Annotated in this window: 13 protein-coding genes; 7 read left to right on the forward strand and 6 right to left on the reverse strand. The window is 62.9% G+C overall.

The genetic code is table 11. From position 1 onward, the window contains the following. Positions 1 to 517 precede the first annotated feature (517 nt). Both QU481_RS06455 and QU481_RS06460 read left to right on the forward strand, forming a co-directional pair. Complete coding sequence (locus QU481_RS06455; RefSeq protein ID WP_289829108.1) at positions 518 to 643, forward strand: hypothetical protein; 126 nt, start codon at positions 518 to 520, stop codon at positions 641 to 643. Next, a complete protein-coding gene (locus tag QU481_RS06460) occupies positions 637 to 1,059 on the forward strand; it encodes a LysR family substrate-binding domain-containing protein (protein WP_289829109.1) in 423 nt (140 codons plus the stop codon). The genes QU481_RS06455 and QU481_RS06460 overlap by 7 nt, the downstream gene beginning before the upstream one ends. A gap of 140 nt (positions 1,060 to 1,199) precedes the next feature. Here the strand turns inward: QU481_RS06460 and QU481_RS06465 are convergent, their stop codons facing one another. Continuing rightward, positions 1,200 to 2,096: a LysR family transcriptional regulator gene (locus QU481_RS06465; protein ID WP_289829110.1), complete on the reverse strand. Its 897-nt coding sequence runs from the start codon at positions 2,094 to 2,096 to the stop codon at positions 1,200 to 1,202. A gap of 158 nt (positions 2,097 to 2,254) precedes the next feature. On the opposite strand from QU481_RS06465, the gene QU481_RS06470 reads away from it, so the two are divergent. Further along, entirely contained in the window at positions 2,255 to 2,467 is a 213-nt protein-coding gene (locus QU481_RS06470; RefSeq protein ID WP_289829111.1) for a hypothetical protein, read from the forward strand. 983 nt (positions 2,468 to 3,450) lie between these two features. On the opposite strand, the gene QU481_RS06475 is transcribed toward QU481_RS06470, so the two are convergent. The 5 genes from QU481_RS06475 to QU481_RS06495 form a co-directional block, all read right to left on the reverse strand. Beyond that, the gene (locus tag QU481_RS06475; protein WP_289829112.1) at positions 3,451 to 3,900 is read right to left on the reverse strand and encodes a DMT family transporter; all 450 of its coding nucleotides are present in this window, start codon (positions 3,898 to 3,900) and stop codon (positions 3,451 to 3,453) included. A gap of 88 nt (positions 3,901 to 3,988) precedes the next feature. Next, a complete protein-coding gene (locus QU481_RS06480) occupies positions 3,989 to 4,519 on the reverse strand; it encodes a GNAT family N-acetyltransferase (RefSeq protein WP_289829113.1) in 531 nt (176 codons plus the stop codon). Continuing rightward, positions 4,519 to 5,103: a helix-turn-helix domain-containing protein gene (locus QU481_RS06485; RefSeq protein ID WP_289829114.1), complete on the reverse strand. Its 585-nt coding sequence runs from the start codon at positions 5,101 to 5,103 to the stop codon at positions 4,519 to 4,521. Before QU481_RS06485 ends, QU481_RS06480 begins: the two co-directional genes overlap by 1 nt. A gap of 217 nt (positions 5,104 to 5,320) precedes the next feature. Next, entirely contained in the window at positions 5,321 to 5,752 is a 432-nt protein-coding gene (locus QU481_RS06490; protein WP_289829115.1) for a hemerythrin domain-containing protein, read from the reverse strand. Between the two features lie 30 nt (positions 5,753 to 5,782). Beyond that, a complete protein-coding gene (locus QU481_RS06495; RefSeq protein WP_289829116.1) occupies positions 5,783 to 7,015 on the reverse strand; it encodes an NnrS family protein in 1,233 nt (410 codons plus the stop codon). Between QU481_RS06495 and QU481_RS06500 the strand changes: the two genes are divergently transcribed. The 4 genes from QU481_RS06500 to hcp all read left to right on the forward strand — a co-directional run bounded on the left by QU481_RS06500 (position 7,014) and on the right by hcp (position 12,636). Further along, a complete protein-coding gene (locus QU481_RS06500) occupies positions 7,014 to 7,763 on the forward strand; it encodes a Crp/Fnr family transcriptional regulator (protein ID WP_289829117.1) in 750 nt (249 codons plus the stop codon). The two genes, QU481_RS06495 and QU481_RS06500, sit on opposite strands and share 2 nt — an antisense overlap. Before the next feature lie 277 nt (positions 7,764 to 8,040). Next, positions 8,041 to 9,294, forward strand: a complete 1,254-nt coding sequence (locus QU481_RS06505; RefSeq protein WP_289829119.1) for an MFS transporter — start codon at positions 8,041 to 8,043, stop codon at positions 9,292 to 9,294. A gap of 66 nt (positions 9,295 to 9,360) precedes the next feature. Beyond that, complete coding sequence (locus tag QU481_RS06510) at positions 9,361 to 10,743, forward strand: NarK family nitrate/nitrite MFS transporter (RefSeq protein WP_289829120.1); 1,383 nt, start codon at positions 9,361 to 9,363, stop codon at positions 10,741 to 10,743. Between the two features lie 243 nt (positions 10,744 to 10,986). Beyond that, positions 10,987 to 12,636: a hydroxylamine reductase gene (gene hcp / locus QU481_RS06515; protein WP_289829121.1), complete on the forward strand. Its 1,650-nt coding sequence runs from the start codon at positions 10,987 to 10,989 to the stop codon at positions 12,634 to 12,636. Positions 12,637 to 12,642 lie beyond the last annotated feature (6 nt).

Below are 12,642 nucleotides of genomic sequence, written 5' to 3' on the forward strand. Positions count from 1 at the left end.
GCTCCCAACGAGGCACTGCAACCTGGCCCTTTGCAATCATGAGCATGAACTCGATGCCGCCCAAGTCACGCTGATCATGCAGGGGTAGATGCTGTAACACACATTAACAAACTCCGAGTGAAAGCCGGTAGGCTCAATGCATGAGTGGGGCGTTACCCCTTGAGAGGACTTCCAATGTGCGGCACAGATACCGGATCAGGCTCCACGCAACGTCGTTACGCTGCGGCAGACGAAAACCGCTTGGCAAGCTCGCTCAGGCCATCTTCGTAGATGCCCTGACTGGAGTTGGCCCTGTTCGAGCACACCCAGCAACGCATTCGACTGACGCGGGACGGGCGTACCTTCCTGAGCGAGGCACGCGCCTTCCTGAGGCACGCCAGCCGGCTGGAATCGCTGGCGCGGCGGCTGGGCAAGGGCGATGAAGGGGGCTATGTATCGGCTATCTGGAAACCGCGATGCACTCAGGCGTATTGCCTCGTGCACTGAAGGCCCTGCGGGGGGGGGGGAGCGCTCTGCCGTGCACATTGCGTTGTACAGCTATCATTCCGCGGCGCAGCTGGAAGGCTTGCGCGAACGCAGCCTCGACGTGGCGCTGGTCAGCGAGCCGCCAACGACACGGATCTGGATTCGGCGCTGGTGTTGAACGACCCGATGCTGCTTGCCGTGCCCGAAGGCCACCCGCTTGCCGGGCAGCGGGATGTCACGGCCGACGACCTTGCGGCACAGCATTGGATCGACGTGGCGCAGAAGGAAAGCGCGTTGCGTCATGGCACCTTCGTTGCCGCATGCGCGAAGGCGGGCTTTGCTCCGGAAATTACCGTGGAGGCGACCGAGCCGCTTGCCGCATTGGGACTTGTCGCTGCCGGACTCGGCGTGACGATGATTCAGCAGAGCCTGCGACACCAGGTGCCGGAAGGCGTCGTGCTACGCGAACTCCCGTGGTTCTGCTATCGAACGCCCCTTTGGGTCGCCTGGCATAAGGTCAATCTCCGGCCATTGGTCGGCATCTTCCGCAAAATTCTAACCAGTGCGAACTCCGTCGCGTTATCGGACGAATGAGGCCTGCATAGGCGTGATGCAATCCGCTGAATAGGCATGTTGAGCGTCATTTCAACACAGGATCACCCGAGTGCAGCAGATCGTGAACAGGTTCTGAGAACTCGCCCTGCCAACGGCCCATGCATATGTCGGAATAGGATTTACTCCGCTGCCACTACCGAGCGCAGGCAGTTCGCCAGCGCCTTCACCGCCGGCCCCGTATGTTCCGAGTCGGCATACACCAGAGATAGAGCCTCCTTCCGCGACTGCCCGCATTTGAGCGGTAGTTTCTGCAACCGCCCTTCGGCCAAGCCCACCGCAACCCACTCGATCGGCAGCCAGGCGAAGCCCAGCCCCGCCTCCACCACTTCGAGCATGGTCTGGGGGTTGCCGAACGTCCAGCGCCGCTCGGCGCCAAGCCAGCCATCGTCGCGCGGATGGCGCTCTCCGGAGTCGCGCAGCAGGACCTGATTGTGCATCACCAGATCGGACAGGTTCAGCTCCCGGCTCAACTGAAACAACGGATGTTCCGCCGCGGCCACCGCCACCAGTTCCACGTCCATCAGCCAGTCGCCGATGAAGCCCTGCGGCACCCGCCGCACCACCGCCAGCTCGACCTTGCCTCCATACAGCGCCTCATCGGCGCCGGACCTCACCACCTCGTGCACCTGCACCCGGGTCTGCGTGCAGGTACCGGCGAATTCGCTCAATGTTTTCAGCAGCAGTCGGGTAGGAAACAATGCGTCGACCGCCAGTGTGACCTCCGGCTCCCAGCCCTGGTCGAGCGCCCGCGCCCGCCCTTCCAGCCGTAGTGCCGCGTCGATCAGCGGCCGCGCGTCGCGCAGCAGCGCCTCGCCCACCGCCGTCAGCTTCATGCGCCGTCCCTCGGGTTCAAGCAGCGTCACGCCGAGCGACTCCTGCAGCCGAGCCACCGCATAGCTGACCGACGACTGGCTGCGATGCATCGCCTCGGCCGCCTGCGCATAGCCGCCGTGCTCGACGATGGCCATCAACACCCGCCACTGCTCGAGTGACGAGCGGGGAAAGAGTTCGTTCATATCGAAAAATCAGATTAATTTGACCGGAAATTTACGCTTTTTCTATCACATTTTCCAGGTGTACAGTCCACTCCATCGTAGTGCGATACATAAAGACCGACCCCATTCGGCCAACCTACGCGCTGCGGCAAACCGCAAACTGACCGAAGGAGATCATGATGAAAACCGCAACCCTGATCGCTGCTTCCCTGCTGACCCTCGCCACCGGCTTGGCCTACGCCGACCACGGCGAAGAACGCATCCAGGCGCTGAACGGCCGCCAACTGCAAACGCAAGTTCAACTGCAAAAAACCGATGCCGAGCGCCAGGCCGCCAACGATTACGCCGCCAAAGCGATCGCCGCCAACCCCGACAACTACCGCAACCACTAAGCGGCTCGACGCACCGCCGACTCGACCGCGACGGGCTGCCCCATGGGTAGCCCGTTTTGTTTGTTCACCCCCGCAAACGGCCTCCTGAAAACATTCAATTATCAGCAGATTGTTTACTGGCTTTTTTTGCGCTTTTTTATCGATAAATCTGTACCAATAATGGCTTCACAGCCGAACGCCCTGCTGGCTACCGAATCGACACGAAGCCCACTCAGGACAGACTGATCGCCATCGTTTCCCGCATTCTGATGGCCCAGATATTCGTCATCTCAGGCTTTGGCAAGCTCGGCGCAGGTTTTGCCGCCCCAGGTGTCCACGGCACACATGGGCGTGACGGAAACCACATCAGCGACCTGACCGTCAGCCACCAGCCCGAGCGGCACCGTTCGTGATTCTCGACGCGGACAAGCAGGCCGCCGCGAGCGCAAATTCACTATCAACTTGCAGTTCGTCCATCTTTGTCTCTGCTGCTCACGAGATCGTGAACCGGCTCTGAGCTCAAACGTTCGAACGTCTACTTTCCAAAAGCATGAATGTCGGCTCAGGGTCGCAAGTGAGCATTTCTCGAATTAGAAAGCCAACGTTCGGCGCCGGGACAGGAAACTGCCCAGTTAAGTGGTCTTGAGGGGACGCTCAGGGTAGAAGGGGTGGCGGTCCATTTAGGACGAGGAGCGGTCACTTGGAGGACTGTGATGTCGCCTGCAAGAGAGTGATGGGAGCGCCCACGGTCCTAAGCATACCTCTGGTCCGGACCGGCTTTCGGAGACGGAATAGCCGCGCCCAGTGACTTGCTTGACGGCCTCTTGTTTGAATTCGGGCGTAAAACGCTGTGTGCTCTCGGCCCCCTCCTCTGCTCAAATCATAGGGCAGGAATGTCTACTGGAGCCGGGACAGTCCGCCACCTTAAGTTAGTGTCTGCGGAGAACGAGACAGACCATTGCAACAACGCCTTACTCCATCTCGAAGGGGAAGCCGTTGTGACCTTACACACGCCCACGTGCGATGAGGAAAGCACCCACGACGAGCAGTCCGGCCCCAAGAAAAGAAAGGGCGCTGGTCCGTGCATAGGCCGCATCTGCTTTGCAGGCATCGACGAGCAGTCCCGCGATGAGCTGGCTTGCCACGAGGACGGCAATGGTCGCGGCGGCGCCGACCTTCTGGTAGCCAATGATCCCGGCAAAGACGAAGAATGATCCCAGTACCCCCGGCAAGATGCTCCAAGGACGGAGTGCGCCGACTGCTTCGGTGACGCCGCTGAGGCCGTTGCGCAGCAACAGCACGGTGAGGAGCAGCACCAAGCCCATGCTGGAATTGATCAGCAGGGTAATGACCACCGTCGATACGCTCTCTGTGATACGCACCATTAAGAGGTTCTGCACGACGAGCGCCACACCGGCTGCGGCCAGGAGGGCAATGGTGAGATACGAGTTCATTGGGGGGATTCATGACGGAGCTGCGCCTCATCCTGTCACGTGAGCGGGTCAGAGCAAGCCCGCGTTCACGGCCTCGGCGCTCGCCGGATTAGCCATCGACCGGATGGGCAGGCGTATCCAACAGCAGCTGGTAGAAAGCCAAATCAAGCCAACGGCCAAATTTGAAGCCGACCTCAGGCAGCGTACCGACATGCTTGAAGCCAAGTTGCTCATGCAGGGCGATGCTCCCGGCGTTCGTCGCATCGATGCCGCCCATCATCGCGTGCACGTCGTTCTGTCGGGCTGCCGCGATCAGCTCCCGCATCACCGTCCGACCGAGTCCGTGGCCGCGATGGTCCTTGTGCACATACACAGAGTGTTCCACGGTGTACTTGTAAGCGGGCCATGCCCGAAACGTGCCATAGCTTCCGAACGCCAGCAGCACTCCATCGCTGTCCTCGACACCGATGACCGGAAAGCCGCCGGCTCGCTTGGCATCGAACCATCCCACCATGCTCTGCGGCGCCCGAGGCTGGTAGTCGTATAGCGCTGTTGAATTCACGATTGCGTCGTTGAAGATCTCCAAGATCGCGTCCGCATGCCGCTCGAAGGTGCAATGCACGATAGTGTGTTCGCTCATCACGGTCTCCTTGAGATAAATGAAGGGGTTGTCAGCGCCACTGCATAGCGCGCCTGGTTGCGCGTGGGGTTGCGAAAGACGATGTGCTGACCAAGCTCCATGGCAAGGCAATCCCCCGATTGGAGGTGCCATGTCTGTTCCCCCGCGGTGATTTCCATTTCACCTTCGAGCATCCATACCTGCTGGTACGTCACCACATTGCGCAACGCGTTCTCGAAGGCGACGCTCTGGCCCGGCGGGAACGTCACCTCAACCAGTTCTATCGGCGATGCATATCCGCTCGGTGACACATGTCGTCGCACATAGCCGGAAGCGGGGTCCTTCCAGACCTGTTGCTCCGAAAGGCGCGCGAGCTGTTGTTCCGGCACGCTTCGGGACTCATCCGAAAACAACGAGGCCAATGTGACGCCCAGCGCATCAGCCAGCTTGTTGAGCACAGCGGCCGTCGGACTGGTCTCTTCACGTTCGATCAGTGAAATCATTGAGCGGCTAACTCCGCTCAATTCAGCGAGTTTGTCCAGCGCGTAGCCGCGACTCTTGCGTAGCTCACGGACGCGTTTGGCAAGAAGGGTATCGACATCCATATTTCCACTATACTGGATCTTTACATCCAGTAAACAGGATTTCTAAGCGCTAGTACTGCCGGAAGGGGGACTGGCTAAGTGCTCGATCATAGGGACAGCCGTACAACTTGGCGTGAGGCAGGAGGTGGCCTATGCGCTGGTACGTGCAGGGCTCCTGCCGTCGTGATGGAGCCGCAGGACAACATACCGCGCATAGGTGATTCGCTTGGAAAAAGCCCTAATGAGGGAGGCTGACGGCGTCGAGTCGGGCGGCCAACTCCGGTAGTAGCTGGTCGCACCAGGGATAGAGAATGCGCTCTTCCTTGTGGTTGTGCTGAGCCAGCATCTCGGTGACATCGGCGAGCAACGCGAGCGCAGCAGGTGCGTCGCGTTGTTGCAGCAGCTCCGGAATGCGAGTGAGCCGGCTCTGCATCCCCTCGTGCTCGCGGCGCATCACTGCGGTGGGGCCCTGTGTCTGGCCGGTGGCCTGTTCGAAGGCTGGGAACAGCTGCTGTTCTTCCAGCGCGATGTGGGTGATCAGGTCCTGGTGCAGTTGACCGAAAGCGCTCTCGGCAGCTGGCCAGTTGCCGTCTTGCAGCGCTAGCCGGCAACGTTCGAACAGCAGGTCGCAATCGCGGTGCTGCTGACTGAGTAGGCTATGGATGGTCATAGGGAGTCCTTGTCGTTGATAGGGAAGTGGTTAACCGGGGCGGCCATCGGCGCGCGGGCGCCAGTAGCTCGATAACAGGCCACGGCCCCAAGCGGCCAAAACGAGCAACCAGCCGATGGCGACCAGCAAATAGAGCGGCGGATGCCAGACGGCAGGGATAAGGCCGGTCGCCACCCGCAATGCGGCCAGGACTTGGGTGGTCAGGTAGAGGCGCCACAGCAGCGGCGACACCACCAGTGGCCGGCCTGAATGGCCAAGCGACACGCGTGAGACGAAGGCAATCAGCATGGTCAAGAAGAAGCCGACAGTGATCGCGTGCAGCGGGGCGTAACCGAACGTGTCGATGCCTTGACCTGCCAGCAGCCCCTGCAGCGTATAGAGCGCAAAGGCAATGGGTAACCAAGCGAAGGCCAAGTGCAGCATCGCCAGCAGTTTCACGTTCAGGCTGGCAACGAGCCGCCAGCGCCAGCTGGTATAGCCCAGCAGCAGCGCAAGTGCCGCATCGATGGGCCAGAGCGGGATTTGCAGCTGGCTGGCGATGCCGTGCGCCAGCGAGCCGCCGAGCATCGCGTAGAGCAGTGTCCACGGCCGCCAGGGGCGGTAACCGGCGATGACGTTGGCCGAAAAGAACGGCAACATCCTGTGGCAGATGGTCAGGAACACCGGCAGCAGGAAACCCCACAGCGCCAGGTCGCGCATCAGCGTCCACGCGCGATAGTCGTTGTCGAGCAGCCAGATCCAGGCGGCGCCCAGCCCCGCCAGCCCCAAGAGGAAGGCGGCGGCGACCACGAATGCGTGACGGCGTTCGGCCGCCTGGCTCGACAGCAGGCAGCGGACAAAGCTAGCGATCAGCCCGGTGAAGCCGATGCTGTACAAGGCCAGCCCGCACCGTAACCAGAGCGGACCTAAAGACAGTCCAACCGTCCAGACCAGCAGCCCGCCCAACATCGCCACAGGCACGCCCAGATAGGCCCAGGGTGGTGGCGGGGCGGCATCGAGCCACTTTGGCCCGGCGGTGAAGAGGAAGCCGCACATGAAGAGCGGGAAGATGCCGTACAGCATCAGGAAGCCATGGGCGAACAGCGAGGGGATGGCCGGCGTCAGCGTGGTACCGGTGTGGCGGGCAATCAATTCGGCCGACCAACCGGCCATCAGCATCAGCGCCGCGACGAGGCCAGCCAGGAAAGCGATGCGATGTGGCGCGCGCAATAGTGCGAATGGGTGGGTGGCGTATTCCATGGCGAAGCCCCGATAATTGGACATGCCCCAGTATCCCGACGGCGTCGCCCTGTCGGGAATGATCGAAATCAAGAAATTCCGGATCGAAGCCATGGACCTTTCCGCGCTGGATTTCCTGCGTCATATACCGCTGTTTGCCCATTGTACCGACGAGGAGCGAGTCGAGCTGGCCGCCGCCGCGCGCGAACTGCGCGTAGCCAAGGGCACGCCGCTGTTTCGACGCGGCGACCCCTGCGAGGGCATGCACGTGCTGGTGTACGGGCGGGTGAGCATCGTGGTGGCGTCAAAGAACGGCACCGAGAAGGTGGTGGAGCTGATCCAGCCAGGCCAGAGCTTTGGTGAGGCGATCATGTTCCTCGGTGGGGAGCGCTATCCGGTCGGTGCGCAGACGGTCGAGGATGCGCTGGTGCTGTTCTTGCCGGCCAACGCCATCTTTGCCGTGCTCGATCGCGACCCGCGCTTCGCCCGGCGCATGCTCGCCGGGCTATCGATGCGACTGCACGGCCTGCTGCGTGACGTCGAGAGCTATACGCTCGAATCGGCCAGCGACCGAGTGGTCACCTATCTGCTACAGCAACTGGGCGAGACCACATCCGGCACGGTGACATTGCCGGTCAACAAGCAGCTGATCGCTTCGCGGCTCAACCTGACGCCAGAGACGTTCTCGCGGGTGCTGCAACGGATTGTTGAACAGTGTGACGTGGTGGTCAGTGGCCGGGAAATCTGTATTTCCGACAGGTCACGATTGGCAGAGTTATTGAAATCCGCCTGAAAGCCGGTGGGTTTCACTGGCGCGCCGTTGATTCGCTTAAGCAGTGCCGACCTTGCCTCGGCACCCACTGCATCGGTCTTTTGCTGCAGTGAAGAAATACCATGCTTCCAATGAGCACCCTCCCCCTCCTCCCCTCTTACTGATTAAGCCCCCTAGGCCATTCGGACTAGTGGGCCTAACGCCAATGACTTTCGCCAGCTAACCATCCGACCAATGGGCGGTCTGTCTGCGGCGGCGTAACGTTGGCTCTAATGCTCACAAGAATTAGGGTTGCATCATGGCGTCGCCCGCGTTCAAGTCCTATTCGGTGCTGGCGGTCAGCACCTTCTCCTTCACCGTCTGTTTCATGATCTGGATGATGTTTGCCGTGCTCGGCATTCCCATCCAGCGGCACCTCGGCCTGTCCGAGACCGAGTTCGGCATTCTCGCCGCCACGCCGGTACTGTCCGGCTCGCTAGTGCGCGTGCCACTCGGCATCTGGACCGACCGCTTCGGCGGCCGCATCGTGTTCTTCTTGCTGATGCTCGCCTGCGTGGTGCCGATCTACCTGATGCAGTTCGCCACCGAGTACTGGCAGTTCCTGGTGATCGGCCTGTTCGTCGGTCTTGCCGGTGGCTCGTTCTCGGTCGGCACGCCCTACGTGGCGCGCTGGTTCCAGAAGGACCGCCAGGGCCTGGCGATGGGCGTGTTCGGCGCCGGCAACGCCGGCTCTGCGCTGACCAAGCTGCTGGCGCCGGCGGTAATCACCGCCTGTGGCTGGCAGAGGGTGCCGACGGTGTACGCGGCAATCATGCTCGGCACCGCCGTGCTGTTCTGGCTGTTCAGCTATCACGACCCGCGCCACGTGGTGTCGAGCAAGGCCGGCATCGCCGAACAGCTGCGCCTGATGAAGAACCCGGCGGTGCTGCGCTACTGCCAGTGCTACTCGGTGGTGTTCGGCGGCTACGTGGCGCTGGCGCTGTGGATGATCCACTACTACGTCGGCGAGTACGGTTTCGACATCACTCACGCCGCCTTCCTCGCCGCCTGCTTCTCGCTACCGGGCGGAGTGCTGCGTGCGCTGGGCGGCTGGCTGTCCGACCGCTTCGGCGCCTACAAGGTGACCTGGTACGTGATGTGGGTGTGCTGGGTGGTGTTCTTCCTGCTCTCCTACCCGCAGACCCAGATGGTGATCGCCACCGTCGGCGGCCCGCTGTCGCTCGACATCGGTCTGAACCCGTGGGGGTTCACCGTGCTGTTGTTCGTCGCCGGCGTGGCGATGGCGGTCGGCAAGGCCTCGGTGTTCAAGTTCATTTCCGACGAATTCCCCGACAACATCGGCGCGGTGTCCGGCGTGGTGGGCCTGGCCGGCGGCCTAGGCGGCTTCCTGCTGCCTATCCTGTTCGGCGTGCTGCTCGACGCCACCGGCATCCGCTCCAGCGCTTTCATGCTGCTGTATGGCACGGTGTGCGTGTCGCTGATCTGGATGCATTTCTCGTTCAAACCGCTGGCCGAACGGCGCGTGCTCGACACGGCGGCGCGGTCCGCTTAACCCCCCGGGCCCGCCAGGGGGCGGGTCCTGCTACGTCGGCGGCGCGGCCGCCAGGAGGATGATCATATGGCTGCAGAACTGAAACGCTGGGAGCCGGAAGTCGCGAGCTTCTGGCAGAGCGAGGGCCGCGCGGTGGCGCGGCGCAACCTGTGGATTTCGATCCCGGCGCTATTGCTGGCGTTCGCGATCTGGCAGGTGTGGAGCGTGGCGGTGGTGAACCTGCCCAACATCGGCTTCAACTATTCGGCCAACCAGCTGTTCTGGCTGGCCGCGCTACCGGCCCTGTCCGGCGCGACGCTGCGCATTTTCTACTCGTTCGCGGTGCCGATCTTTGGCGGACGGCGATGGACCGCGCTGTCGACCGCCAGCCTGCTGATCCCGGCGCTGGGCCTCGGTTTCGCGGTACAGGACCCGACCACCAGCTACGGCACGATGATGCTGTTGGCGCTCTTGTGCGGCTTTGGCGGCGCCAACTTCAGCTCGTCGATGGCCAACATCAGCTTCTTCTATCCGAAGTCGGAAAAGGGCACCGCGCTCGGCCTCAACGCCGGCCTCGGTAACCTCGGCGTGTCGGTGGTGCAGTTCGTGGTGCCGCTGGTGATCACCGCCGGCGTATTCGGCGCCTTCGGCGGCGACGCGCAGACTTGGGCGAAGGGCAACGAGACCCGGCAGCTGTGGCTGCAGAACGCCGGCTTCGTCTGGGTGCCGTTCATCGCACTGTCGGCGCTGGCGGCCTGGTTCGGCATGAACGACATCGCCTCGATGCGCGCCTCGTTCTCCGAGCAGGCGGTGATCTTCAAGCGCAAGCACAACTGGCTGATGTGCTGGCTGTACATCGGCACCTTCGGCTCGTTCATCGGCTTTTCGGCCGGCTTCCCGCTCTTGATGAAGGGGCAGTTCCCCAGCGTCGATCCGACCCGCTACGCCTTCCTCGGCCCCCTGGTCGGTGCGCTGGCGCGCCCGCTCGGCGGCTGGATCGCCGACAAGGTCGGCGGCGCCCGCGTCACCCACTGGTCGTTCCTGTTGATGATCGTGGCGGTGCTCGGTGTGCTGCACTTCCTGCCGGAGCACAGCATCGGCGGCAGCTTCACCGGCTTCTTCGCGTGCTTCCTGGCGCTGTTCGCGCTGACCGGCCTCGGCAACGGCTCGACCTTCATGCAGGTGCCGATCATCTTCGCCAAGCTACACCAGCGCTGGGCGGCCGGCCAGGGCGCGGCGGCGCAGCAGGCCGCGGCGGTCGAGGCGACCCGCGAGGCGGCGGCGGTGCTCGGTTTCATCGGCGCGATCGGCGCCTACGGCGGCTTCTTCATCCCGAAGAGCTATGGCACCTCAATCGCGCTGACCGGCGGGGTGGCGGCAGCACTGATCACCTTCATCGCCTACTACGCGAGCTGCCTGCTGCTGAACTGGTGGTACTACGCCCGCAAGGGCGCAGAGGTGCGCTGCTAGGCACCGCGGCGCCCTGCCCGCCCGTTCCGGCCCCCGCTTACGGGGGCCGTTTGTTCCCCCCACCCCGTCCAGCGACTGTTGCGCTTTTGCTCCGCCGCCACCCGGCTTGGCCGCCTCACCATGGCCTCCGGTTGAGGCAGATCAAGCAAGTTTGAAAATATATAAAAAATACATTTTTAACACCACCGACCGCGCTACAGTGTGCTGCGCGACCGAAACCAACTACGAGCCAAGGAGTAATCGATGTACTGCATCCAATGCGAACAGACCATGCAGACCCCGACCAGCAAGGGCTGTAGCCAAAGCCAGGGCATGTGCGGCAAGACCGCGGAAACCTCCGACCAGCAGGATCTGCTGATCGCCGTACTGCAGGGCCTGTCGGCCTGGGCGGTACGGGCACGCGAGCTGGGCATCGTCGATGCGGCCATCGACGCCTTCGTGCCCAAAGCGTTCTTCGCCACGCTGACCAACGTCAACTTCGACACCCAGCGCATCGTCAACTATGCGCGTGAGGCTGCCGCAATGCGCGACGAGCTTGCCCAGCGCTGCCGCCGCATCGATCCCAACGCCGACGTGGCGCTGCCGCAGGCCGCGCTAGTGCTGGCCGACTCCGCCCAGGGCCTGCACGCGCAGGCGCTCGCCTGGGCGCTGAACCGCGACCGGAACGAAGTCGGCGACGAAGTGCACGGGCTGCGCCTTCTTGGCCTGTATGGTCTGAAAGGTGCCGCAGCCTATATGGAGCACGCGCACGTACTGGGCCAGCAGGACGCCGACATCGCCGCCGAATTCCACCGCAAGATGGCCTGGTTCGGCAGCCAGCCGCGTGACCTCGAGACCCTGCTCGAGGAATCGATGAACATCGGCCGGCTCAACTACAGCATCATGGCGATGCTGGACCACGGTGAGACCAGCCTGTATGGCAACCCGGTGCCGAGCCAAGTCAACGTCAACCCGGTGGCGGGCAAGGCCATTCTGATCTCCGGCCACGACCTGAAGGACCTCAAGCAGCTGCTCGAGCAAACCGAGGGTACCGGTATCAACGTCTACACCCACGGCGAGATGCTGCCTGCGCACGGCTACCCGGAACTGAAGCGCTACCCCCACCTGGTCGGCAACTACGGCAGCGCCTGGCAGAACCAGCAGAAGGAATTCGCCGCCTTCCCCGGGCCGGTGATCATGACCTCCAACTGCATCATCAACCCGAACGTGGGCCGCTACACCGATCGCATCTACACCCGCAGCATCGTCGGCTGGCCGGGGGTGAAGCACCTGACCGGCGACGACTTCTCCGCGGTGATCGCCCACGCCCAGGCGCTGCCGGGCTTCACCGAGAGCGCCGAGCCGCACTACATCACCGTCGGCTTCGGCCGCGAGACTCTGCTCGGTGCCGCTGACACGGTGATCGAGATGGTGGCCGCCAAACAGCTTCGCCATGTGTTCCTGGTCGGCGGCTGCGACGGCAGCCGCAACGAGCGCAGCTATTACACCGACTTCGCCCAGCAGGTGCCGGAGGACTGCGCGGTGATGACGCTCGCCTGCGGCAAGTTCCGCTTCAACAAGCACGACTTCGGCCAGATCGGCGCACTGCCACGGCTGCTCGATGTCGGCCAGTGCAACGACTCGTACTCAGCGATCCAGCTGGCGCTGAAACTGGCTGAAAAGCTCGGCTGCGGCGTCAACGACCTCCCGCTGACGCTGGTGGTGTCCTGGTTCGAGCAGAAGGCGATCGTGGTGCTCTTGACGCTGCTCTCGCTCGGCGTGCGCGGCATCTATACCGGCCCGACCGCGCCGGCCTTCCTCAACGAGCAGCTGATGGGCATCCTGCAGCAGCGCTTCGGCCTGCGCCAGATCGGCACGGTGGAAGCGGACATGGCCGCGATGCTGGCCGCCTGATCTTGC

The organism is Crenobacter oryzisoli (assembly GCF_030385785.1).
GTDB classification, from domain to species: Bacteria; Pseudomonadota; Gammaproteobacteria; order Burkholderiales; family Chromobacteriaceae; genus Crenobacter_A; species Crenobacter_A oryzisoli.